Here is a 23,612-nt window from a genome sequence, read left to right as displayed (position 1 = left end):
GATTTGCCGTTTATTATGTTGACTACAATTACACTTTGTTAACAATCTTAGTTCCTAATACACTTATACCTTCTATAGTAATTTCGCTGCCTCGTCGTCCTTTATTGGCTTTTACATAACCTTTTTGAGCAAGGCTATCAAGATTTTTTCTAATATTAACTTCTGAAATATTATAGTAGATATTGCAAAAATAATTATGTAAACTGCGTCTTCCTGTATTTCGCTCACCATCTTCTTGACTTAAAAGTTTTAATAATAGATATTCTAGTAGGGTTATATCAGATATATCTTTATCTCTATATAGATATGATTTTTTTATAAGGTATTTTGGCATATTTTTAACAGATAAATTTTCCTTTGAAATAGTTGTCATATACTCTAAAGTATTAAACAATTCACGGATATTTCCTGGCCAATCATAATTATTACAAAATATTTGAAAGTCTTGTTCTATGGGATAATATTTATTAGAATTTGACATAAAAGTGTTGATTAAAAGTGGAATATCAGATACTCTTTCTTTTAAGGTAGGTATCTGTATTTGAAATACATTTATTCTATAGAAAAGATCCTTACGGAAAGTTCCTTCCTCAACCATGTTAAGTAAATCTTTATTAGTTGCTGTGATTACTCTTGTATTAATTTCTATTATAAAATCTCCACCGACTCTCATAAACTGGCCTTCTTGTAGAACTCTTAAAAGGCTAGCTTGAACTTTTAAAGGTAATTCACCTATTTCATCTAAAAATAAAGTTCCACCATTAGCTCTTTCAAACATGCCAATCTTCCCATCTTTTTTTGCACCAGTAAAAGCTCCTTCATCATATCCAAATAACTCAGATTCCAAAAGGTTTTCAGGGATACTAGCACAATTAACTGCAACAAAAGGTTTTTTGCTACGCAAAGAATGATTATGAGTTGCTCCTGCAAATAGCTCTTTTCCCGTACCGCTTTCTCCAACGAATAGAATAGTAGAGCATGAATCTGCAACTTTTTTACATATATCAACAGCTTCAGATAGTTTAGGACTTTTTCCAATAATATCATTAAAGGTATATTTAGAGAAATGTCCTTTACCAATAATTTTTTGATGTATTTTGTTTTGTGTTTTTAGTATGTTTGTATAAAGATTTATGATTATAATTTTTCCGTACAAAATTGAATTATATTCAATGTTTTCAATTGTAATAACAAGTTGTTTGCCTTTAAAATAAATTAATTCACTATTTAGAGTTGTATCTGATAAAAAAAACTTTAATTCCGGAAATTGATTAACTATATTTTCCAACTTATTACCTTGCAATAAATCGCATGGCAAACCTAATACTTCTGATGTTTTATTATTAATAAGAGTAACCTCATTATTTTCATCACACACAATAACTGCATCAGAAAATTTTTCTAGTAATATATTCCATTTAGTAGACAATACTCTTTTATCTTCAAGAGTAGCCTTTATACCATGCGAAAATGTTGGTGCTTTTAATGAATGTCTTTCTATTATTTTTTTCGATGCAACCTTATCAATCTCCATGATAGTGATAATATCCAGAATTGTAGAAATATCGAATTCCCTTTTGCCTATTATGACTAGTTCTGCATTTATGTCATGGATAAAATCATAATCCCTTGATGAAACAATATAATCTACTGGTGGATAACTTGCTATATTTTTAGAGTAAGGATAAAGAGTCAGTTGATTTATTCCTAGTTGAAATATTGTTGTTAATATTTCAAGGGTTGCATTGTCATTTACACTTACAATGAGAGCTTTTTTCCCCAAGGGAAGTTTTTTAAGTTTCTTGAAGCTTTTATTTGAAATCGTTCTTTTCATCATAAGTGTAGGGGCATTGCATTTAATATAAGGCATCATTTGAACTAAAAGATTAGGATCGTGACATAGAATTAAATCGGTATTTTTGATTGGATGTACAGGCCCATTAGTGGGGTAATAACAATCAATTTCGAATAGATTATCGAAAATATCAGTTAACTCTTTCTTAAGAAGAGGAGCGATTTCATCATTTAGAGTCAATAGAGTTATCTTTTTTTTCATAATATTCACTCCTTACTAAGTTTAATTAATTGTAGCATATAAAACAAATGGTATCAATGATACAAAAGTTATAGTTTTAATCCCATTAAATTAGATAAAACGGGGGGGAATAGTTTTAAATATTATTAAATCTTATGCAAATTAACCCATTGAGCCATATTTTATTAATAAAATTTACTGTTGGCATAAAATTTGCGTTATATTTACTGTCTAACCATAAAATCAGAAGGGAGGTAGATGCTGAATTCAAGTTAACTGAACAACAATAACTAAGAATCCTATATCTTATAAAATTAGAGGAGTGAAGAAAATGAAGGAAACGAAAAAGGCTTTAGTTAATAAGAAAAATCAGAGCTCAATTAGTACTTATCTAAATAAATTCTTTAAGTTAAAAGAAAATAAATCGAATATTAAAACAGAAATTCTTGCAGGAATAACTACCTTTGCAACTATGGCATATGTTTTAGCTGTTGTTCCTGGTATATTGAAATCTGCCGGGGCACCAGGTGGAGCTTCACTTACCATTCTCTTACTAATGATTTTTGCATGTACAATGGCAATGGGATTATATACAAATAGACCATTTGCATTAGCGCCTGGACTTGGAAGTGTAGCCATATTTGCAATCACAATGATAAAGGGTGAAGGAATTCCTTGGGAAATAGCCTCTGGTATGATATTTATTAGTGGAGTAATTTTTATAATTGTATCTTTTGGAGGCATAAGAGAGTTTATAGTTAAGCTTATTCCTGTTAGTATAAAAGTTTCCATAAGTGCAGGTATAGGGTTATTTATAAGCTTATTAGGTTTTAGAAGTGTAGGCATTATTGTTGCAGATTCCAATAAAAATGTATTAGCTTTTGGAGATCTTACCCAACCTGTTGTAATACTAGCAGTAATTGGTTTAATAATTATAATTGTTTTAGATGCTTTAAAGGTTAAAGGAAGTTTTATAATTGGTATTATTGTAACAACAATTATAGGTATACCTATGGGTATTACACAAATTCCTAATTCTTTATTTTCAATGCCAACAGGATTTTCAGAATTAGCTTTTAAAGTAAATCCAATAGGTGCATTAAATGTAAAGTATCTTCCCTTTTTATTTGCATTTTTCATTCCTGATTTCTTTTCAACTCTTGGTACAGTATTAGGTGTAGGTGAAAAGGCAGGATTTTTGGATGAGGAGGGAAACTTGGAGGGTATAGATAAATGCTTTAAAGTTGATTCTATTTCAACTCTAGTTGGCTCATTATTTGGCATGCCATGTATGACAACCTATTTAGAATCAGCAGCAGGTGTTGAACAAGGTGGACGCACGGGACTTACTGCGGTTACAACAGCTTTTTTATTCCTCCTTATGTTGTTCTTTACACCACTGGCTTTAATGTTACCAGTGTCAGCAACAGCACCAGTTTTAATGTTAATAGGTATGAAAATGTTATCAGGAATGCGCAAGATAGATTATGAAAATATAACCGAATATTTGCCAGCATTTATATGTATTACACTAACAATTTTCACTTTCAATGTAGGAAATGGTATATCAGCAGCCATGATTGTTTATGTCATTCTAAAAATTACAACCGGAAAAATGAAAGAATTATTGATTGGACATTATGTTTTAGCGGCTGTACTTGTATATTATTTCTATGTTATAGCGACTACTTAAATATAATTATTTTCATAAAAAAGGAGAAAAACAATGGATGTTGATTTATTAATAAAAAACATAGATGTTTTTAATTCATATTTTAAAAAGTTTGTAAAAGCTCATGTTTCCATATTAAATGGCAAGTTTTTATATATTGGGATCAATGAAGCCTATAAATTATGCCCTGCAAAAGTGATTGATGGTAAGGGCAAATATTTAGTGCCTGGATTAGTAGACGTACATATGCATATAGAAAGCTCAATGGCTACACCTATGTCATTTTCTAATGAACTTATTAAAAACGGGGTTACCACTGTGGTTTCTGAGCCACATGAAATTGCAAATGTTTTTGGAATTGAAGGTGTTAAAGAGATGATTAATGCAGCCAAAGAATGTGTTGTAGATATTTTTTATGGTGTCCCTAGTTCTGTACCGTCCACCTCCTCTAAGCTTGAAACAACTGGAGATGAAATCGGCTTAAAAGAACTAAAAGAACTTCTAAATGAAAAGAAAATTATTTGCCTTGGTGAAGTGATGAATTATATGGATGTAATTAATGATCCAAATTCTAAGTCAATTAGTTTTATTCAATATGTAAAAAATAACTACCCTAATCATGCTATCGAAGGCCATTGCCCAAAATTAATTGGTTTAGATTTAGCTAAATTTATATTTTATGGTGTTGATTCCGATCATACTCAGCACAGCGTGTCAGAGATTAAAGAAAGAATATTAAACGGTATGTTTATAGAAATACAAGAAAAGACTCTTACTAAGGATATAATTGAATTTATTATAGAAAATGAACTGTATGAACATGTTGCACTTGTAACAGATGATGTAATGGCGGATTCTCTTGTGAATAAAGGACACCTTAACAAACTTGTTAAAAAAGCAATAAGCCTGGGTATGAAACCTGAAAATGCAATCTATATCGCCACCTTCACTCCTTCAAGAAGAATGAAACTCAGCGATAAGGGTAGTGTAGCTCCTGGTAAATGTGCAGACTTTATTCTGCTAAACGATTTAGAAAAATTTTCAATATCTCATACATTTAAGGATGGGATAGAAGTATATAATAAAGATAAAGAATATGTTATAAAAGAAAACAAATTTACTTTCCCTGCTAAGTTTTATGAAAGTGTCCACTTATCAAAAATTGAAAAAGAAGCTTTACAGATTAAAGTAAACAAAGAAAAGCTAAAGGTAAAATGCAGAATTATGGAGGTAAAGGATACTACGACCTTTACAAGGGAAATATTTGATGAGCTAAATGTAGTTGATGGAATTGTCGATTGGGTCAATTCTCCATACTGCCTAATTGCAGTGTTTGAAAGACATGGAAAAAGTAAAAATGTTGCTCTAGGGCTTGTTACAGGAGATACCATAAAACATGGATCAGTAGCAACAACCTATGCACATGATCATCATAATTTATTAGTAATAGGAAAAAATCCGGATGATATGGTAAGGGCTGCAAATGCTGTTATTCAAAATCAAGGAGGCTATTGTGTTGTAAATAGTGGACAAGTGCTTGCAGAAATTGAACTGCCTATAGCCGGTATTTTATCAGATTGTTCTATGGACGAAATAGGTCAAAAGGTTGGGAAGGTAAGAATGGCTATGGAGAAATTAGGATACAATCACTATAACCCAATAATGTCTCTAAGCACAATGTCTTTACCCGTAAGCCCGGAGTTAAAGATAACAGACATGGGCTTGATAAGAGTTAGTGAAGGCAAAATTGTAGATGTTATTATTGAGTAAGTATATTGTTGATAACACGTATATTTGGGGATCATACAGCTGAGTGGTATTTAGATGGAAATCCATACGTATCAAGTAATAGTATTATACTGTGTACTAGATTATAAGGTGTTCAGGTTTTAAAAAAGTGAAAGCAATTTTGATGTATTTTATATCAAAATTGCTTTCGCTTTCTTTTGCTTTAATATGCATAGTATCCATGGATAGAGATTTTGATCTTGGGTGGAATAGGTGTATGGTGAAATAATGTTTTTTTAATAAGAAAATTGACTAGAATAAATGTAGAAGGCGGCTGGAGATTGTGAATTAAATACTTAACTGCAATATCTGCCGCTACACTGAAATCACAGGGTTTTATGAAGTTAAGGCTTAGTTAAGAATGCTGTCAAATCTAATTAAATTTACTTTGAAAGATTTCTTCCATTCTCTTTAATGCTTCAAGCACATTTGATTTTTGTGTGCCTAAATTAAACCTAATATAACCTTCTCCATCCTTAACAAAATGCGCCCCGTTTTCTACCAGGACTCCTGCTTTTGAGGCTAGAAGGTGTGTTATTTCTGTAGATGTTAGTTTTGTCCCACTTATATCTACCCATACAAGGTAGGAGGATTCCATTTTCATCACTTTAAACATTGGTATTTTCTTTTCTATATAGGATACAAAGAGCTCATAGTTTTCTTTAACATACGCATTTAAGTCATTAAGCCATGGTGTGCACTTCGTGTAGGCACAAATTAGTCCAATAATACCAAAAACATTGGGTGAAGTAATTGAATTCTGTTCTAGTTTTTTTCTAAAGCAGGCTCTTATATCCGTGTTAGGTATAATTGAATAAGAAGTTTTAAGTCCGCCTAAATTAAAGCCTTTATTTGGAGAGGTAAGTAATATTAGATTGTCTTCATATTCCTTTAGTTTTAAAGCAGAATGGAATTCACCGTAATGTATATGCTCTCCATGTACCTCGTCAACTATTAGTATGGTGTTATTCTCCTTGCATAGACTTGCAACCTCGCTCATTTCCTCCATACTCCAAATTCTCCCGGAAGGATTATGAGGGGAGCAAAATAAATATAACTTAGGTTTGAATTCTTTTAGCTGAGACTCTAATGTTTGAAAATCTATATAATACCTACCAGAAGTTATGATTAAGCTATTATAAATTCTGTTTACACCTTGTTTTTTTGCTGCTGAGTCAAAGGGGTCATAAGCAGGTGTATTCATTGTATGAATTGTGGTCATAAATTTCACAGATAAAAATTATAAAAATTAAGAACTAAAGGTAGCAAGAAGAAACTGTGTACAGTTTCTTCTATGGGTCTGGACAGCCACCTAAAAAAAAGGTAATAAAGCAGAGGCATACTTAGAATTAGCAAGATCAGTCGTTCTCTTTCGCCAATACCCCTGGGGGTGTTTATTTCTGACGAACCGTTACGGATGGAAATGAATATAACACATCTCTACGTACTGTGGTTGAAATCGAGGATTTATAACCTTAAGATATAAAATCATTGAAAGTAACTAACTTACGTAAATAAACATTAACTAATAATTAAATAGATGATTTAAATTAAGGATAGGAGCCTCATTATGAATGATAAATATATAATATATTTTATAAGCAAAACTAAGAAAAAAATGACTAGATTTATTGAAAAAGCATTAAAAGAAAAAGGTTTGGATGAGTTGGTGCCATCATATGGCAATATCCTTACAGTACTATTTAATAATAATGGGAAACTAAGTATGAAAGAAATAGGAGAATTAATAGGGAAAGATAAGTCTACGATTACTGCATTAGTCAATAAATTATCAAAATTAGGATATGTAAAAAAAGAAAAGTGTATAGAAGATAGAAGAATAACATACATAATTTTCACTGAAATATAAAGCAGTAGAAGGGAAAGTAAATGATATTTCTAAAAAAGTGAATTTAATAGCATATAAAAATTTTTCGAAAGAAGAAAAGGAAATATTTTTTGAATTGTTGAAGAAGATGAATAATAATTTTGATATAGAATAAAATATATCTTTTTAGAAGCCTTGCTAAAAGAATGGAGCTAAAATTGTTATAATGAAAATCATAAAATAATGAATTACCTGGAGTTGATATTATGAACTATGCACAGGCCTGCAATGAATTGGAAGAAAATAAATTCGCGCAGAAATGTATCTTAATTAAAGGAAATTCTGCAAGTGGTAAAACAACCCTTGCAACCACTAAATATAGGGATTTAATAGAAAATAAAAACATTAAAAGCTCAAATATATTATGCTTATTTATGAATAGATATCAAAATATTACATGGTCAAAAGATATGATTTTTAATACTACGTCAGAAATTAGAAAAAGTTCTTATTATGGATTTATCAGGAGGGAACTATCGCTCTACTGGCCTTATGTAGTAGAGAATTGCAAGGAAATTAAAATTAATATATTAAAGCCTGAGTTCGCATCTTTTGATGCTACAAATTATGCTATGAAAGCTCTAGTGGATCATTTCAAAAAAGCTAAGGGATACTTTCAAGATATAACGTCGACTTCTTCAAAAATAGCAACAGATTTAATTTCTAATATTAATAATGCTGCACTATCATTAGTGCCTTTTGAGGAAGTAGGAACTAGGCTTTATAATTCATTAGAAGTGAAGGATTTCTTAGTTAAAGAAACATATAATCAATTGGACGATGTAACTATGTATTATATCTCAAAATTATTACGTAATGGTGTTGTAGATTATGGTTTATCTTTTTATTTATATAATAATTATTTACTTCATGACTTAAGATATACTAGTCTAAATAATATAAAATATCTTATAGTAGATGATATAGATGAGGCTTCACCTGCAGAGCAAGAATTAGTATTTAAGATTATTAATAAGGTGGATATGGCATACTTGTTTTATAATCCGATTGGTGGTTTGTGTAGTTATTATGGAGCTAATACTGATTACTTTAAGAGCAAATTAAACATAGAATATCATGAGATTACCTTAGATAATCATTTTTGCTGCAATGATAATTTTATTAAGCTTGCTAGTGTAATAGATAACAGGGCGCACACTTCTTATATGGAAGACAAAATAAGTGAAGATGTCCCAGCTTTCATAGATATGTCATCAGAGTTAAGAGCGGAAATGGTCCAGAAAATAATGCTGAAAGTTGAAGAATTATTAAATCAAGGAGTTATGCCAAAGGACATAGCAATAATATGTCCATTTAATGATTTCATTATTTCATATGAACTTCACAAAAAAGCAAAGCAGTTAAATATATCAGTAATGGAAACGTCAAGTAAGAATAGATTTATAGACAATGAATATTTACACCCTTTAATAGTACTCGCAGTATTGTGTAATGATTATAAAAGCATAAGGTTAACAAAGGAAGATTATAAAAACTTTTTCTCTTTTATGTTAAGGCTAGATGCTATTCGGAGTTCTCTGCTTTATCCTTTTGCAAAGGAAGATGTGCTAAAAGATCTTAGCTCCGATATTGAAGATAGAGTAGGGGCCGAGGCAGCAAATAAATATAATGAGTTAAAGCAGTGGATAGAAAATTACAAGCTTAATTTAAAGGATCATAAGGGGACCCTTAGCGAATTTTTCAGAACTGCATTTTCACAGGTGCTTGTAACTATTCCAAAAGTTAAAGAACATATAGAGGACTATATAGGTTTATATGAAAGCTGCGAAGGTTTCATAAAAACTTTAGATAAATTAGAATTTAAAGGGGAATGTTCGCAGGTGCGGTTTATAGAATTTATTAGGCGAGAGGGAAGTGGATTTTATTCTATGAATGAGTTGCAGGAAATGTTGTTACAAGATAATAGTATAGTTTTAACATCTCCTTATACCTATTTGACCTCTAATAAAAGCTGCAAGGTTCAGATATGGACAGATATTAACAGTAATATGTGGTCCCCAAGAAATGCCTGCGAATTATCAAATTCTTATGTATTAAAGTCGAATTGGAATATTGATGATATGTATACTGAAAAGGAAGAAAATAATAATAGCTATGGAAATCTAATGTCTGTTACTAATTGCTTATTAAGAAAATGCAGAGGTGAATTATATATATATGGTAGTGAATATTCACTAAGTGGATTTGCGCAAGAAAGTAAATTTGCAGATATGCTTATAGAAATATTAAGTGAAAGAGGTGAAACTATTGACTGTGGAGATGAGGGATGAAAATATTAGTAACGAAGTTAAAGAAATAATTTATAGAGATGACCAATTGCCTATAATGCAGTATAGAGGAGGAACTATGGCAGTCCCAGCAGTTCCAGGAGCGGGAAAGACCTTCATAATATGTAATCTAGTATGTGAAATTATAAAGGCTAAGGTCCATAAACCTGGGAAAATACTTATAGTAACTTTTATGAATAGTGCAGTTAACAACTTTAAACACAGAATATCCACGGTGTTACAAAACAAGGGGATAAATGCAACTAGCGATTATGAAGTTATGACTATCCATAGTTTAGCACTGAAAATCTTGAAAGATAGACCAGATGTAATGGGGGTTAATGCGGAATTTCAAATATTGGATGATGTTAATAAAAGTTTATATTTAAATAGGTGTATATCAATGTGGCGAAGAAAGGGAGGAGAGGCTGTATTTAAGAGTATGATATCGGATAAATCCTTAAATAAATATCCAGGAAAACAAGATAAGTGGTGGAATGATTTTTTTATAACAGCGGATACGATTATAGGTGAATTAAAGATAAATGACATTTCTCCTGAAAAATTAAAAGAGGATGTAAAGTCATTAGATCAAAATAATATTTTAGTACATATATCTGAAATTTATGATGATTACACCAAAATCTTAAAAAGTGAGGGTTATATAGATTACAATGATTTGCTAATTCTTGCGTATAAACTTTTAAAAACTGATGACATAGTTAGAGAAAAGTTACAAAAGAAATATAGCTTTGTTTTTGAAGATGAATGTCAAGATTCTAACTTAATTCAAGGAAAAATACTAAGCTTAATTTCACGCAGTAGTGGCAATTTAGTAAGAGTTGGGGATGTTAATCAAAGCATAACAGGAACATTTACATCATCTGATCCTAAATTTTTTAGGGAGTTTTGTGGTAAGGCAAATAATGCCTTCGAAATGTTCAGAGCTGGACGTAGTACAAATAATATTATTAATTTAGCGAATGAACTAGTTAGGTATACAAACAATCAACATGGAGAAGAAAAGTGTAGAAGTGCATTAGTAGATCAAAACATTAAAAGTTTGAATGAGAAAGCTGAAGCCAGCCAAGATAACTACGGCATAAGCACTATGATATGTAATTCAAGAGAAGAAGAAACTAAAAAAGCAGCTCACGTGGCTATGAAATTTAAAGAAAAATTCCCGAGTAAAACCTGCGCAATATTAGTCCCTTTTAATAATCAAGTTAGGGAAATAGCAGATAATCTTAGATTTAATAATATTGAATGTGATGAGTTATCAAATAAATCAGATAAAAGAATTAAAGTTACAAGTACCTTAGGATATATACTGCAATTTATATCAAGTCCACAAGATAGTGTTATATTTAAAGATTTAATTAAAAATGTGTTTTGCCAGGAACATAATGAAGAAAGTGAAAAATTGCTGGATTTTATTTGCGGTTATGATGTTGAAAAGCTTGTATACCCCACTGGTGGTAAGATAAATGAAGCGGATATTCCAGGGGGAATATTAAACTCCAAGGTGTATAAACAATTTATAAATTCACTAGATTTAATTAGAACAATATTTGAATATCCTCAGACACATTTTGATAGATTAATTTTATATATTAGTGATGTTCTAAATTTTAGTATTGAAAATAGAGCAATGGCAGAGGCCGTTTCCTCTTATGTTAGATTTGGGTCTAAAGATAATAGTGGATTTTCATTAGGTTATGTTGCAGAGCAGTTATTAGATGGAAAGAATAGTATACTAGATCATATTTCAGGCATAATATACGACCTAGAAGGATATGAACCATCCCCTGATAGAATAACGGTATCTACTTGCCATAAAGCCAAAGGGCTGGAATGGGATTGTGTATTAATATTAAATATTACATCCTATCAATACCCTTATATGACAACGGATAAATTTAAAGAGTATTATTATTTAAAAGATGAATTTAAAAACCCAATTGTTCTTTGCACGTCTGAAATAGCTAAAATTCTAGGTAACAATATTTGTGAAGATCCATTAAAAGAAGCTAAAATACAAATAATAAATGAAAAAATAAGGCTTTTATACGTTGGGATAACCAGGGCCAAAGAATATTTGATTTTAATGGCAACGCAGTCTAATGAAGGAAAATGGAATGAGGATAAACCATCAAAGTATTTTTATGTTCTTAAAGATTATATAAATGCTCAAAAGGGGGCTTTAAATGTTAGACATTAGAAAATTAAATCATGTCTATTATAGTCAAAATCTTTTAAATACTTTTGCTAAATGTCCTTATAAATTTAAACTGAAATATTTGGACAATATCAGATGGAAAAAAGATTCGATAGATGATGAGGATTATTATGAGAATATGAACATGGGACTGGATTTTCATCTTATAGCTCAAAGATATTTTTCAAACATTCCTGTGGTTATAAATGATAGTAATACTAAATTGCTAGACTTTACAAATTCACTTCGAGAGAAATTTACTATTTTAGATGAAAATATATATTTGCCGGAATATGAAATTAAAATGAGAAAAGATAATATTAGGATTCAAGCAAAGTATGACTTAATAATTATTAAGCCAAATAACAAAATAGAAATTTGGGACTGGAAAACGGAGAATAGGAAATTAAATTACAGAGAAGTAACTAAGAGAATGCAAGCTATTGTTTATATGTATATATTAGGTGAAAGGTCTTTAGAAATATTTGATAAAGATATACCCTTTGAAAATATAAGTATGAAATTTTGGCAACCACAGTATAAAGAGGATATCATCACCATTAATTATTCAGAGGAGATTCATAGAACTCACGAAAAGAAAATTGTGGAGTTAATACTTAGGTTGGATAATTATGATTTCAATTTGAATTTTAATATTGAACTATATAGGGGGCAGTGCAAGTATTGTGAATTTGCTTGTGGTAGCCATGTGTGTGATGCATTTATGGACATGTTATAATAGTATACAAGAGAAAGTTCAGCTCGAAGATTTAAGTAATGATTCTTCTTCGGATGAAATTAAGCATATTGCTAGCGAAATAACGAGTATAGCTAAAAGAGAGATAATAAATACGCGTTTAGGGTTTACTACCCCTCTTGTATGTATTTAATAACATAATATTAGTGATAGATATTAAGTAAAATACCATATTCATAATTGTACCTAATATAAAACTTGTTACTAATAATAACTGTATTTATAAAGATTATAATAAGATGAAGGGGAGATCAATTATGATTATTGTTGCGATAATAGACGTACTCTTTTTTTCGATTTTAGGTATTTGTCTTATCTACGGAAAAGGCAGTTGGATGATTTCAGGTTACAATGCTATGAGTGAAGAAGAAAAAGAAAATTGTAATATAATGAAAATCTCTCGGGCAGTAGGAATTTTCTTGTTAATTATTGGGGGCCTTATAGGAGTTATGTGCTTTGTTGTTCAATATGGAATTAAAAATGATATTAAAAATATAACTGGTTATGCGGTAGGTCTGGTTACATTTGTAGCTATTGTGGGTAGCATTATTTTAATTATAATTTTACAGAAGTTTGATGTTGGATTTTGATTCGAGAACGATGGACTCGCCATATGTGACATCATGGAGATTGAGATGGAGATGGAGATGGAGATGGAGATGGCAATTTAGAAAGGAGTGATGAAAATGAAATACAAGATACTGATTGTAGAAGATGAACCAGATATAAATGGATTGCTGGCTAAGATATTAGAAAAAGCAGAATACCAGACTGTACAGGCTTTTTCGGGTACAGAAGCAAAATTATTATTAGAGAAAGAAATTCCAGACCTTATTTTACTTGACCTTATGCTTCCTGGAATATCAGGAGAGGAATTATTGCATGATATTAGGGAGAATAAGCATTATAATGTTCCTGTTCTGGTACTCTCAGCAAAAAATTCTTTAGGAGATAAAGTATCGTTGTTAAAGGCTGGTGCAGATGATTACATCACTAAGCCTTTTGAACCAGAAGAAGTGATTGCAAGAGTTCAATCGGCTTTAAGACGTGCAGGAAAAGAATTTGTCTCTAAAAAAATTCTAACATACAAGACCTTACAACTTTATCCTCAATCTAGAAAAGTAACAGTTGGTGAAGCGGAAATTGTATTAACAGCACATGAGTATGAAATTCTTTACCTTTTCATGCAAAACCCAGAGAAAGTGTATTCCAGAGAAAGGTTGTATGAATTGGTGTGGAATGGTGGATATTATGGTGAAAATAACACTGTAAATGTTCATGTTAGCAATTTAAGAAAAAAATTAAAAGAAGCGGGTTCCAAAGAAGACTATATCCAGACCGTATATGGCATTGGATTTAAACTCCAATAAAAAACTTTATGACTTCTTTAAGAGTTTTTTATGACTTATTAAAGACTGAACTGTTATAATATGGTTGTTCAATGAGGAAATCCAATAATTAATAAACTTATTTTTATATGGAGGTAGACAAATGAATGATTATGTTATAGAGACAAAACAAGTTACAAAGGCATACGGTTCCCTCCTTGCATTAGATCATGTAAATATTCATGTGAAAAGAGGAAGTATTTATGGACTAGTTGGTGATAATGGTAGCGGTAAAAGTACACTTTTAAAATTATTAGCTGGACATAGTTATGCAACAGAGGGAGAAATACAGATTTTTGGAAAATATGGAGAAAAGGAATTAGAGCGTACAAGGAAAAAAATAGGGTGCATGATTGAACAGCCGGGCTTTTTCCCCAACATGACCGTAGAACAAATTTTAAAGTATTATTGTATTCAAAAGGGAATTCCTGATAGAAAAAAAGTTGATGAAATGGTAAAACTAATGGGTATTACAGAAAAGCGAAACAGTAAATGCAGAAATCTTTCAATGGGGCAAAAACAGAGATTAGGGCTTGCGATTGCCATGATGGGAGAACCGCAGCTTTTAGTTCTAGACGAGCCTATCAACGGACTAGACCCTAGCGGTATTATCGAATTTCGTAATTTGCTACATCGCTTAAATGAGGAAAAGAACATTACAATTTTACTGTCGAGCCACATATTGTCTGAACTTCAACAAATTGCTACCGTGTATGGGTTTCTAAGCAAAGGCATTTTGATTGAAGAAATCTCGTCACATGCATTACTTGAGAAATGTTCGGATTGTATTGAAATAACAGTATCAGATGTGGAAAAATATTCTGTTTTATTGGAAAGAAATTTCCCGAAAGAAACCTTTAAAGTTCTTCCAGAAAACAACATTAGTATCTATAGACCACATGAGAAGGCAGAAGCTTACAGCAAATTAGCTTCTGAAAACGGGATTTATATAACAGGTATGAGAACAATTCAATCTTCTTTGGAAGATTATTATATGGAATTAAAGAAAAGAGGTGCAGAAAAATTATGAATTATATAAAAAGTGAATTTTATCGGGTATTCCACAGCAGAGGTATTTATTGTTTAACTGCAATTTTAGTAGTTTTGTCACTTTTGCTGAATGCTGTATTAGGCTGGTTTGGAAGAATGGATGGTTCAAGTTTTCCATACGATACAACTTCGTTTTCATATTCTAATTTAGTAGCAAATCCAATGCTTTTTTGTATTATGGGTGCTGTTATTGGGATTTTTCTGTATGAGGGGAACAAAAAATATGGCAATTTAAAAAATACGATTGCTTTTGGTATTTCCAGAAAAAACGTCTTTGCCGGAGAATGCATTGTAGCCACTGTTTCAGCTATCTTTTCTTTGATTATAGTCATAAGTGTTTATGTTATAAGTGCAGTTGTTTTTTTGGAACATATAGGCCCCGTAAATCTGATGGATTTACTTACAGAAATTCCAGCCGTATTTTTTATAGCTGAGGCATCGTTGATTTCGGGAATTGTATGTATAGAAGCATTTGAAAAAAATTCTATCGGAATTATCATTTGGTTTACAATTTGGTTTATTATTCCCAAGATCTTTTTTTACTTGGGTCTTCGTTTTGATATAATTCGTAAAATTGCTATGTGGATGCCCGATAATTTTTTTGGTATAACTGGAATGAGCGTCAATATGTCACAGAGTATTACTGCATGGGGTACAGCAGAGGGAATGGTTAAATGCTTAATGTCCGGCATAATTGGAATCGTTGTTTTTTCCTTATTGGGTGTCATATTACTTAGAAAAAGAGAATTGTAATTTATATGTCTTATTTTGCATAGGAGGAGCGAAATGCTGTATATTGTTTTAGCTATTATAGGGGGTTATTTTGCATTTCACTATTTTTCAATCCTATATGCGTTTCGTGAGATAACGAAAGATATGCGGGAAATACAAAAAGACCTTACCCAAAACCAAATTCTTCATTTGCCGATACCGAATAGGGATTTAGAGAAGGTTTTGTGTTCCTTTAATTTTACTTTGGAGGAAATCAGAAAAGAACGGCAGAATTATGAAAAAAGAGAAAAAGGGTTCCAGAAGCAAATAGAAAATATCAGTCACGATTTACGCACACCTTTAACTGTAATCCTGGGTTATTTAAAACTTATCAAAAAAACGGATAAAGAACTTAACATAGACAAAGAACTGGCAGAAGCATTAGAAATTATCGAGCATAAAGCGGAAACCATGAAAATATTGGTAACTCAATTTTATGATTTTTCCCGCTTAAATGCTGGAGATTATGGATTGACACTGAATAATGTGGATATTTCCAGAACTTTAAAGGAATCTCTTATGGGTAACTATAAGGTCTTGGAGCAATCGCATTTAGCAATAGAGGTTAATATACCAGAGCACCCGATATGGGTAATGGGAGAAGATTCCGCACTAGTAAGAATATTTCTTAATTTATTACAAAATGCTGGTAGATATGCCAATAGTTTTCTAAAAATCTCAATGAAAGAAGATGACGAAAATGTATTAATTTCATTCATCAATGATACCAATATGCTTTCTGAAGATGATATTCCACATTTATTTAATAGATTTTATATGCAGGATAGTTCCCGAAATCAAGGCGGTACAGGACTCGGGTTGACAGTTGCAAAATTGCTGGCAGAAGAAATGGGAGGAATATTGGAAGTTAGTATTGTTGATAAAGAATCGTTAAACTCTGAAAAGTATAAATTCACTATTTGCTTTGAATTGTGCATGAAAGTAACAAAAAAATGAAGAGGAACTAATCCATATCTAATGATATGGGATTTAATATATTTGAATCATATTAATGATTCAAAAGTAACACAACTACAATTGTGTTACTTTGAATGTATCATATACAATAAAATAAGTGCATCAAAATTATCATACATGAGAAGAGATTCTTAACTTTTATTATTTTGAAGATTGGTCTATGAAGGATTTTGCAATAGCTACTGTTTCATCCATAGAAAGCTCCTTGTCTGGGAGAAAAGTTATTAAATAATATACTCCATTTGAACACCAAATAAGTGGATGTGAAGTTTTAATATCCTTTGGTTGCTTAGTCATATCATTTTGAGTGAGATCATTCTGCCTTATCGAAGCATAAGATGGCATGGGAACTTCACACCAATAACCTAGTATGCCATATAAATCTACTTTTGTTGATTTATAAGAGGAAAGTAGATTTTTCATTTCATATGAATCAGGTCCAATAGAAATAAATAATTGGGTTTTATCATTAACATATTCTGCGCCAACACCCCTTGTTGGTTCATAGGTAGTTAGGCTGTTAAACAAAGCTTCATCATCAATGGCCTTAAGAATATTCGGTTGAACTCTTTGGCTATCTTCATAGGTTATTTTATTTAGTTGAATCAATTCGTTTTTATTAGTAAGCTTCATGTCACCATAAAGGTTTTTTGGAAAAAAAACTTGAAATACAACCTTTTTTGTGAGTTCATTATCACTTAGGAGTGTACCTTTTCCTGTTGTCGTAGATATAAATGTGGTTTCAGCAGCCTTTTCTACTACTTTATTTGTTTCATCTAACACAAAGATAGTTTTTATAGCAACAGATATTGTCCATTTCATTACCAATATCTGAAAGGTGCCAGTCACCTTTCAAAAATTGGAAATGAATTTTCAATTTTTGTTGCTACATTAAAAGAAGCTAAAATACAAATAATAAATGAAAAAATAAGGCTTTTATATGTTGGTATAACCAGGGCCAAAGAATATTTGATTTTAATGGCAACGCAGTCTAATGATGGAAAATGGAATGAGGATAAACCATCAAAGTATTTTTATGTTGTTAAAGACTTTATAAATGCTCAAAAGGGGGCTTTAAATGCTAGACATTAGAAAATTAAATCATGTCTATTATAGTCAAAATCTTTTAAATACTTTTGATAAATGTCCTTATAAATTCAAACTAAAATATTTGGATAATATCAGATGGAAAAAAGATTCAATAAGTGATGAGGATTATTATGAGAATATGGATATGGGACTGGAAAACGGAGAATAGGAAATTAGATTATAGTGAAGTAATTAAGAGAATGCAAGCTATTGTTTATATGTATATGTTAGGTGAAAGGTCTTTAGAGATATTTGATAAAGATATACCCTTTGAAAATATATGTATGAAATTTTGGCAACCGCAGTATAAAGAGAATATTATCACCATTAATTATTCAGAGGTTATTCATAGAAATAATGAGAAGAAAATTAAGGAGTTAATACTTAGATTGGATAATTATGATTTCAATTTGGATTTTAATATTGAACTATATAGGGGGCAGTGCAAGTATTGTGACTTTGCTTGTGGTAGCCATGTGTGTGATGCATTTATGCTTGCAAACATAAATTGACCACAATATATTTCTCTTATGGTTAATAATAATCAAGTTAAAATAGCTAGAAATTTAATAATATCTTTATCTTTATCATTATATTATCTAAAGAGGTTCTTATATAAGAATCTCTTTAGATATATTCTTGATAATTTTCACTTTGACTAAATATATATATCATTTTTATTACATTATTGCTTGAAACTCTATATATTAAAACATATTCGTCAAAAAACTTAAGTTTATAATTAAGTCTTCGCAATGTTTCTTTACTAGGATTGCTTGAACTAAGAGCATACAATGTTATTGTATCAACAGCATTAATATATGATTTTAAAAATCTTGCCATTCTTTGACCACTTATAATTTCTAAAGCATTAATAATTTTATTTATTTTCACACTATAATGAGGACTGTACGTTATTGTGTTGTGCATTTAAAATTCTCTCTTTCATTTGTTTCACAAAATCTTCATGTTTAATTGCTTTTTCATCGCTTTCATTTTCTGAAATTTCCGATTCAAGCAAACCTCCATAAATTCTTTCCACTGCAATTAATTCTTTTTCTACATTTGATAATCTAGATACTTCAGCTCTTAGTTTATCTAATTCATTTTGTTGTTTATCAAATTCGGCAATACTTAATAAAACCATGCTTCCCTTACCATTCTTAGTTAAAATAACAGGTTTATTTTTTGTTGAACAAATGTTAGATATTTCAGGGAATTTGTTTCTCAAATCTGAAACTGGTAGAATGTCATATAACATATATAAAATCTCCTTTCTTAATGCTAATACTATTATTATAGCATAATTATATCAAAATTATAATGCTATTATAGCATAATTTTATTATTATATTTTCTTTACACTAATAAAATTCAAAATAATCACAGTTATGACTTGAAATAAGATTTTCAATAGCAAAAACAAATTTCTAGTTTATTTAATTAGCTCAGAAAACATAGTGAAAAGTGGAAATTTTTACTTTCTATTGTCTAAAACGTTAGCTTGGTCGTCTACTATAGTCAAAAATAAAAGTATAAAATTTTGGCTTGAAATCTATAATTAGAATGCTTATTGAACTACCCATGATTAAAAGTCACGGGATTCCTGATTCATCAAACACAGCCTTAACTCTTGCGAGTTAATGGTCTAACATGTTTTCCTACAAAAGAAGTACTTTTGTTCTTCTACTAACTAGAAGACAGGCTCTTACCGATGTCCCAAGCGGCGCATCACGTATATATTACACTATACCTAATACTCTCATTCCTTCGCTACGTATGTTTAGTGAAGCGTTTATATCCCTGTCATGTTTTTGGTTACATTTGCTACAGGTCCATTCTCTATCACTTAAGGTCAGCATAATATTTTTAGAACCACAATTGTTACACAATTTTGAAGAAGCAAAAAATCTATCTACTTTAACTAATTGTTTACCTTGCCATTCTAATTTGTACTTTAAAAATGTTACAAATTTATACCAGCCTGCATCACTAATTGATTTTGCTAATTTATGATTCTTTATCATACCTTTTATATTTAAGTTTTCAACTACTATAACTTGATTTTCATTAACGAGTTTACGACTTAGTTTGTGCATGAAATCCTTTCTTTGATTAGCAACTTGTAGCTTGATTTTACATGAATGTAAAAATAAACACCCCAGGGGTAATTGCGAGGGAGGAACGACAGAGTTTGCTATTATTTTTAAATAAGTTTAACTAGTTTCCAAGGGAGTAATGCATATAATTCTTTTGCTAATTACTATGTATTTTATGGAATATATGTTATATTTAAGGCTATGAGGTAATCATAAATAATGAGGAGGCATTCACTATGACTGATTCAGTAAATAATAACTATAGAGACGGTAATGATGAAAATAAGAAAATAACTATAGATTTATCTCCCAAAATATTAAAAGACGTGTCCATCCTTAGTATTATACTAATTATTTTTTCTGAAACAATGGATTTAATTTTCAATAATTTTTTGGATTACCATACGCTCATTCCATTAATTCTTTTATTTATGTTTTGTGAGTATTCCAGAAAATAAAAATAAAAATAAACTATAAAGTATGCATAAAATTAGTGCATATTCTCAATCAGACACCGAAAATAGCATATACTGGCATACATAAAGTTAAGAATTACGGTATAGGCTAGTTATAGGTGTCACTGAAACTCACATTCATTTAGGAATGGGAGTTTCAGTAAAGAGATGTTGTGATGTTAAATAATTTTAGGAGTAAGAATAAAAATACTTTTATAATTTTTGTCTTTTAATGAATTCATATGCTCCAGATTGGGCAAAAAATAGTTATTTAGAAATAATCAGTTATATTAAATCGATTTTTTGGAATAGAAAACTTCAGTGGAGTGTAAGTCCGGCCTGTTCTATACCTAATTATAATGAAGGCACAGATAGCTTAATTTTACATGAATTTAAAAATAAACACCCCAGGGGTATTTGCGAGGGAGGAACGACAGAGTTTGCTACAAGAATATATGGTGTAAATCGATATGAAACTTCTATTAAAGTTGCTCAGCAATTAGATAAAAGTACTGAGATAGCAGTAGCAACAGGGGAAGATTTTCCTGATGCCATATCAATATCCTCTATTGCAGCGCAAAAGGGAATGCCTATTTTACTTACTGGAAAAAATAACTTACCTAGTGGCATAGCACAATATTAAAAAAATAATGATATAGAAACTACCTATGTAATAGGAGGGAATGATGTTGTAAGTAATGGGGTAGCAAGTAACTTCCCAAATGTACAAAGATTACAAGGTAATGATAGATTTGATACTAATGTAGCAGTTCTTAATAAATTTTCACAGGAATTAGATTTTGAATCTATTTATGCTACAACTGGTAACGACTATCCAGATGCGTTGGCAGCTTCAGCGCTAGCATGTAAGTCAAAATCACCAGTTTGCTTAGTAAGTAATGGATCAATAGATAAACTAAAAGGTGGTATAGCATCAAAGCTTCAGGACACAATGGAGGTAAAGGCTATTGAACAAGCAGATGTAGTTTCTGAAGATATTGTTGAAGAGTTACTACAAAAGTATGGAAATACCAACGGAAACTTGAAGAGTGGAAATTACCAAAGCTATACTAAACAAGTGGGTGGTTATGTAACTACCCAAGGTGCCTTTGACTATTATTTTTTTGATGGTGGAGAAAGGTATAGTAGAATTCCTAGTGGACTTTACAAAATAAAAAAAGATGGAACTCAAAGTATACTATTAGATAGGGAGCCAAATATAAATCAGCTTCACATAAAATCCAATATAAATGTTTTCGGAGAATGGATTTATTATGAGGACGTTATATCTACAGTTGATGGTGAAGATGATGTTAAAATTACAGAAGGAATTTATAAATTAAAAACAGATGGAACAGGTAAAACAAAAATATGTAGTGATAATGCAAGAGAAATGATGGTTATAGGGGACTGGATTTATTACTGCAATTATACGGACAAAGGGAATCTATACAAAATTAAGGTGGATGGTACCAATCGAACTAAAATAGCCAATGATAAATGTTTTAGAATAAACTTTTCTGGAAACTACATTTATTATCTTAAATATGATGATGTTGGTCAGTCAATGATGACTATTAATCTTTACAGAATAAAGTTTGACGGAACGGATAATATGCAAATACCTTGCGATGATAAAATCCTGTTCCTAAATGTTGAAGGAGATTTTATTTATTACTCAACTTATGTTGATGAGAAAGATCATCTAAAGGGAGTGAGTATATATAAAATGAAAACCGATGGAACTGAAAAAGTTAAGTTATGTGATACTGAATATAATTATTTTTCCAACTCGTTTAACATACTAATTGGAAATTTATATTATTGGGGCGTGAGTAAGGTTGAAAACAAAAGTCTAGAGACTATTCTATATAGGATATCCAGTGATGGTAAAACCCAGAGCACCAAATTCCATGGAGCAACTATAAATAGCTGGATTGTAAGAAATAAAGTTTATTATTATACGGAAGATAGTATTTATAAATACATTTATAAAGTTAATTTTGATAAACTAAAGCAGAGTTTTCTTCCAATGAAATAGAACGTCTTAACTATAAAAATCTGGATTATGAACATTTACGTTATTATAAAAAAGATATATTTATATATAAAAATAAAGAATACATAGTTTGTAATCACTGATATAGCATTCAAAGGGATAAATTTATTAAATGGGCAATTGGAAAGTCTGCATAAAAATATTAGGATTGATTTGTGGGTTAAGTAGGATCAAGACATAAGTTACTTGTATAGATGAAATGGTGGATAGGTATTTAGTGCCTATCTATTGTTTTTTGTTGTTAATAGCAATAAGAACAAATGTTTGCATATAATCCGAAATTATACTAATACTATAAACAGGTAATATTATGATATAATAAAGGAGAAACAGATATGGATTATGAGAAGATTGAGGATTCGGTTCTTAAAAGTGCTATGGATTTTTTTCAACAAAATGCAGTTGATTTTTTTGGAATAAATACTAAAATAATAGCACCAGCGCAAACGGAGTTAAAAGATATAAAAATAAATACAAACTTCATGGATTATACTTTCTACACAGAAGATGGTAATTATCTTCATTTCGAATTCCAAACAACAAATAGGCAAGAGGATATAAGAAGATTTATGTTTTATGATGCATCTTTACATTATAAAGGGAATAGAAAAATAAGAACTGTAGTAGTATATTCTTCAGATATTAAAAAGGTTGAAAGCTATATAGATGCCGGAAGTATCAAATATCATATAGAGGCCTATTACATGAATAATATTGATGGTGATGAAAAATATAATTATTTAAAAAATAAAATTGACAATAATGAAGAACTTACAAATGAAGAGGTGTTAGGTTTAACCTTTATACCATTAATGAAGGGAAAACTAACCAGAACAGAAAGAACCATAAGAAGTATAGAACTCGTAGATAAGATAAATATAAGTGATAGTAAATTAAAGTGCCTTACAATGTTGTACGCATTATTAGAAAAGTTCGGAGATGTCGAAAGTAAAAAAAGATTTAAGGAGGTTTTTAATATGACAGACTGTTAAACGTCAAATTATAACTAATTGAAAAGTCATTTTATTTCTATTATTAGTAGGTGATTTACGTCAAATTATACCTATGAAATCACTT

24 protein-coding genes are annotated in these 23,612 nt (G+C 30.5%); 18 read left to right on the top strand and 6 right to left on the bottom strand.

Annotation, left to right across the window (positions count from 1 at the left end; genetic code table 11):
• Positions 1 to 28: 28 nt before the first annotated feature.
• Positions 29 to 2,056, bottom strand: a complete 2,028-nt coding sequence (locus tag KPL51_RS18600; protein ID WP_216164803.1) for a sigma-54 interaction domain-containing protein — start codon at positions 2,054 to 2,056, stop codon at positions 29 to 31.
• Between the two features lie 310 nt (positions 2,057 to 2,366).
• Here KPL51_RS18600 and KPL51_RS18595 point away from each other — a divergent pair, with 310 nt between their 5' ends.
• A complete protein-coding gene (locus tag KPL51_RS18595; protein WP_216164800.1) occupies positions 2,367 to 3,728 on the top strand; it encodes an NCS2 family permease in 1,362 nt (453 codons plus the stop codon).
• A 33-nt stretch (positions 3,729 to 3,761) separates the two neighbouring features.
• Entirely contained in the window at positions 3,762 to 5,477 is a 1,716-nt protein-coding gene (locus KPL51_RS18590) for an adenine deaminase C-terminal domain-containing protein (protein WP_216164797.1), read from the top strand.
• A 391-nt stretch (positions 5,478 to 5,868) separates the two neighbouring features.
• Here KPL51_RS18590 and KPL51_RS18585 read toward each other — a convergent pair whose 3' ends face one another.
• Positions 5,869 to 6,699: a MalY/PatB family protein gene (locus tag KPL51_RS18585; RefSeq protein ID WP_224854506.1), complete on the bottom strand. Its 831-nt coding sequence runs from the start codon at positions 6,697 to 6,699 to the stop codon at positions 5,869 to 5,871.
• Between the two features lie 366 nt (positions 6,700 to 7,065).
• On the opposite strand from KPL51_RS18585, the gene KPL51_RS18580 reads away from it, so the two are divergent.
• The 9 genes from KPL51_RS18580 to KPL51_RS18540 all read left to right on the top strand — a co-directional run bounded on the left by KPL51_RS18580 (position 7,066) and on the right by KPL51_RS18540 (position 16,812).
• Positions 7,066 to 7,365, top strand: a complete 300-nt coding sequence (locus tag KPL51_RS18580; protein WP_224854494.1) for a MarR family winged helix-turn-helix transcriptional regulator — start codon at positions 7,066 to 7,068, stop codon at positions 7,363 to 7,365.
• 224 nt (positions 7,366 to 7,589) lie between these two features.
• The gene (locus KPL51_RS18575) at positions 7,590 to 9,674 is read left to right on the top strand and encodes a PD-(D/E)XK nuclease family protein (RefSeq protein ID WP_216164791.1); all 2,085 of its coding nucleotides are present in this window, start codon (positions 7,590 to 7,592) and stop codon (positions 9,672 to 9,674) included.
• Positions 9,658 to 11,892: an ATP-dependent helicase gene (locus KPL51_RS18570; RefSeq protein WP_224854511.1), complete on the top strand. Its 2,235-nt coding sequence runs from the start codon at positions 9,658 to 9,660 to the stop codon at positions 11,890 to 11,892. The genes KPL51_RS18575 and KPL51_RS18570 overlap by 17 nt, the downstream gene beginning before the upstream one ends.
• Positions 11,879 to 12,628: a PD-(D/E)XK nuclease family protein gene (locus KPL51_RS18565; RefSeq protein ID WP_216164785.1), complete on the top strand. Its 750-nt coding sequence runs from the start codon at positions 11,879 to 11,881 to the stop codon at positions 12,626 to 12,628. The genes KPL51_RS18570 and KPL51_RS18565 overlap by 14 nt, the downstream gene beginning before the upstream one ends.
• A 275-nt stretch (positions 12,629 to 12,903) precedes the next feature.
• The gene (locus KPL51_RS18560) at positions 12,904 to 13,236 is read left to right on the top strand and encodes a DUF3784 domain-containing protein (RefSeq protein WP_216164781.1); all 333 of its coding nucleotides are present in this window, start codon (positions 12,904 to 12,906) and stop codon (positions 13,234 to 13,236) included.
• 96 nt (positions 13,237 to 13,332) lie between these two features.
• Complete coding sequence (locus tag KPL51_RS18555; protein ID WP_216164778.1) at positions 13,333 to 14,016, top strand: response regulator transcription factor; 684 nt, start codon at positions 13,333 to 13,335, stop codon at positions 14,014 to 14,016.
• Between the two features lie 121 nt (positions 14,017 to 14,137).
• Positions 14,138 to 15,064 carry an ABC transporter ATP-binding protein gene (locus KPL51_RS18550; RefSeq protein WP_216164775.1) on the top strand — a complete coding sequence of 309 codons (927 nt, stop codon included), beginning with the start codon at positions 14,138 to 14,140 and terminating at the stop codon, positions 15,062 to 15,064.
• A complete protein-coding gene (locus KPL51_RS18545) occupies positions 15,061 to 15,837 on the top strand; it encodes an ABC transporter permease (RefSeq protein WP_216164772.1) in 777 nt (258 codons plus the stop codon). Before KPL51_RS18550 ends, KPL51_RS18545 begins: the two co-directional genes overlap by 4 nt.
• Before the next feature lie 33 nt (positions 15,838 to 15,870).
• On the top strand, positions 15,871 to 16,812 hold the full coding sequence (locus tag KPL51_RS18540) for a sensor histidine kinase (RefSeq protein ID WP_216164769.1): 942 nt from the start codon (positions 15,871 to 15,873) through the stop codon (positions 16,810 to 16,812).
• Between the two features lie 162 nt (positions 16,813 to 16,974).
• Here KPL51_RS18540 and KPL51_RS18535 read toward each other — a convergent pair whose 3' ends face one another.
• Entirely contained in the window at positions 16,975 to 17,655 is a 681-nt protein-coding gene (locus KPL51_RS18535; protein ID WP_216164766.1) for a hypothetical protein, read from the bottom strand.
• A 147-nt stretch (positions 17,656 to 17,802) separates the two neighbouring features.
• Here KPL51_RS18535 and KPL51_RS24145 point away from each other — a divergent pair, with 147 nt between their 5' ends.
• The 3 genes from KPL51_RS24145 to KPL51_RS18530 are packed head-to-tail and all read left to right on the top strand — an operon-like array spanning position 17,803 to position 18,434.
• Entirely contained in the window at positions 17,803 to 17,925 is a 123-nt protein-coding gene (locus KPL51_RS24145; RefSeq protein ID WP_263628386.1) for a hypothetical protein, read from the top strand.
• Positions 17,912 to 18,091: a PD-(D/E)XK nuclease family protein gene (locus tag KPL51_RS23680; protein ID WP_224854497.1), complete on the top strand. Its 180-nt coding sequence runs from the start codon at positions 17,912 to 17,914 to the stop codon at positions 18,089 to 18,091. The genes KPL51_RS24145 and KPL51_RS23680 overlap by 14 nt, the downstream gene beginning before the upstream one ends.
• On the top strand, positions 18,054 to 18,434 hold the full coding sequence (locus tag KPL51_RS18530; RefSeq protein ID WP_224854500.1) for a PD-(D/E)XK nuclease family protein: 381 nt from the start codon (positions 18,054 to 18,056) through the stop codon (positions 18,432 to 18,434). Before KPL51_RS23680 ends, KPL51_RS18530 begins: the two co-directional genes overlap by 38 nt.
• Positions 18,435 to 18,549: 115 nt before the next feature.
• On the opposite strand, the gene KPL51_RS18525 is transcribed toward KPL51_RS18530, so the two are convergent.
• From KPL51_RS18525 to KPL51_RS18515, 3 genes are all read right to left on the bottom strand, one after another.
• Complete coding sequence (locus tag KPL51_RS18525) at positions 18,550 to 18,765, bottom strand: hypothetical protein (protein ID WP_244998137.1); 216 nt, start codon at positions 18,763 to 18,765, stop codon at positions 18,550 to 18,552.
• Positions 18,766 to 18,817: 52 nt separating this feature from the next.
• On the bottom strand, positions 18,818 to 19,183 hold the full coding sequence (locus KPL51_RS18520) for a type II toxin-antitoxin system prevent-host-death family antitoxin (RefSeq protein WP_216164760.1): 366 nt from the start codon (positions 19,181 to 19,183) through the stop codon (positions 18,818 to 18,820).
• A gap of 481 nt (positions 19,184 to 19,664) precedes the next feature.
• Positions 19,665 to 20,057 (bottom strand): RNA-guided endonuclease TnpB family protein, encoded by a 393-nt coding sequence (locus KPL51_RS18515; protein WP_224854514.1) that lies wholly within the window; start codon positions 20,055 to 20,057, stop codon positions 19,665 to 19,667.
• A gap of 200 nt (positions 20,058 to 20,257) precedes the next feature.
• Here KPL51_RS18515 and KPL51_RS18510 point away from each other — a divergent pair, with 200 nt between their 5' ends.
• The 4 genes from KPL51_RS18510 (at position 20,258) to KPL51_RS18495 (ending at position 23,527) form a co-directional block, all read left to right on the top strand.
• Positions 20,258 to 20,479: a hypothetical protein gene (locus KPL51_RS18510; protein ID WP_216164754.1), complete on the top strand. Its 222-nt coding sequence runs from the start codon at positions 20,258 to 20,260 to the stop codon at positions 20,477 to 20,479.
• Positions 20,480 to 20,708: 229 nt separating this feature from the next.
• On the top strand, positions 20,709 to 21,119 hold the full coding sequence (locus KPL51_RS18505) for a cell wall-binding repeat-containing protein (protein ID WP_216164751.1): 411 nt from the start codon (positions 20,709 to 20,711) through the stop codon (positions 21,117 to 21,119).
• Between the two features lie 201 nt (positions 21,120 to 21,320).
• Entirely contained in the window at positions 21,321 to 22,517 is a 1,197-nt protein-coding gene (locus KPL51_RS24390) for a DUF5050 domain-containing protein (RefSeq protein ID WP_216164748.1), read from the top strand.
• A gap of 353 nt (positions 22,518 to 22,870) precedes the next feature.
• Positions 22,871 to 23,527 (top strand): hypothetical protein, encoded by a 657-nt coding sequence (locus tag KPL51_RS18495; RefSeq protein WP_216164745.1) that lies wholly within the window; start codon positions 22,871 to 22,873, stop codon positions 23,525 to 23,527.
• Positions 23,528 to 23,612: the final 85 nt, after the last annotated feature.

This window comes from Clostridium bowmanii, from assembly GCF_018861315.1.
In the GTDB taxonomy this organism is placed as follows: Bacteria; Bacillota; Clostridia; order Clostridiales; family Clostridiaceae; genus Clostridium_AD; species Clostridium_AD bowmanii.
This window is presented reverse-complemented; position numbering and strand designations above follow the sequence as displayed.

What these genes read in the sequence shown, in the direction of transcription:
- KPL51_RS18600 (WP_216164803.1), bottom strand. Translation starts at nt 2,056, where the DNA reads ATGAAAAAAAAGATAACTCTATTGACTCTAAATGATGAAATCGCTCCT.
- KPL51_RS18595 (WP_216164800.1), top strand. Translation starts at nt 2,367, where the DNA reads ATGAAGGAAACGAAAAAGGCTTTAGTTAATAAGAAAAATCAGAGCTCA.
- KPL51_RS18590 (WP_216164797.1), top strand. Translation starts at nt 3,762, where the DNA reads ATGGATGTTGATTTATTAATAAAAAACATAGATGTTTTTAATTCATAT.
- KPL51_RS18585 (WP_224854506.1), bottom strand. Translation starts at nt 6,699, where the DNA reads ATGAATACACCTGCTTATGACCCCTTTGACTCAGCAGCAAAAAAACAA.
- KPL51_RS18580 (WP_224854494.1), top strand. Translation starts at nt 7,066, where the DNA reads ATGAATGATAAATATATAATATATTTTATAAGCAAAACTAAGAAAAAA.
- KPL51_RS18575 (WP_216164791.1), top strand. Translation starts at nt 7,590, where the DNA reads ATGAACTATGCACAGGCCTGCAATGAATTGGAAGAAAATAAATTCGCG.
- KPL51_RS18565 (WP_216164785.1), top strand. Translation starts at nt 11,879, where the DNA reads ATGTTAGACATTAGAAAATTAAATCATGTCTATTATAGTCAAAATCTT.
- KPL51_RS18560 (WP_216164781.1), top strand. Translation starts at nt 12,904, where the DNA reads ATGATTATTGTTGCGATAATAGACGTACTCTTTTTTTCGATTTTAGGT.
- KPL51_RS18555 (WP_216164778.1), top strand. Translation starts at nt 13,333, where the DNA reads ATGAAATACAAGATACTGATTGTAGAAGATGAACCAGATATAAATGGA.
- KPL51_RS18550 (WP_216164775.1), top strand. Translation starts at nt 14,138, where the DNA reads ATGAATGATTATGTTATAGAGACAAAACAAGTTACAAAGGCATACGGT.
- KPL51_RS18545 (WP_216164772.1), top strand. Translation starts at nt 15,061, where the DNA reads ATGAATTATATAAAAAGTGAATTTTATCGGGTATTCCACAGCAGAGGT.
- KPL51_RS18540 (WP_216164769.1), top strand. Translation starts at nt 15,871, where the DNA reads ATGCTGTATATTGTTTTAGCTATTATAGGGGGTTATTTTGCATTTCAC.
- KPL51_RS18535 (WP_216164766.1), bottom strand. Translation starts at nt 17,655, where the DNA reads ATGAAATGGACAATATCTGTTGCTATAAAAACTATCTTTGTGTTAGAT.
- KPL51_RS23680 (WP_224854497.1), top strand. Translation starts at nt 17,912, where the DNA reads ATGCTAGACATTAGAAAATTAAATCATGTCTATTATAGTCAAAATCTT.
- KPL51_RS18530 (WP_224854500.1), top strand. Translation starts at nt 18,054, where the DNA reads ATGAGAATATGGATATGGGACTGGAAAACGGAGAATAGGAAATTAGAT.
- KPL51_RS18525 (WP_244998137.1), bottom strand. Translation starts at nt 18,765, where the DNA reads ATGGCAAGATTTTTAAAATCATATATTAATGCTGTTGATACAATAACA.
- KPL51_RS18520 (WP_216164760.1), bottom strand. Translation starts at nt 19,183, where the DNA reads ATGTTATATGACATTCTACCAGTTTCAGATTTGAGAAACAAATTCCCT.
- KPL51_RS18510 (WP_216164754.1), top strand. Translation starts at nt 20,258, where the DNA reads ATGACTGATTCAGTAAATAATAACTATAGAGACGGTAATGATGAAAAT.
- KPL51_RS18505 (WP_216164751.1), top strand. Translation starts at nt 20,709, where the DNA reads ATGAATTCATATGCTCCAGATTGGGCAAAAAATAGTTATTTAGAAATA.
- KPL51_RS18495 (WP_216164745.1), top strand. Translation starts at nt 22,871, where the DNA reads ATGGATTATGAGAAGATTGAGGATTCGGTTCTTAAAAGTGCTATGGAT.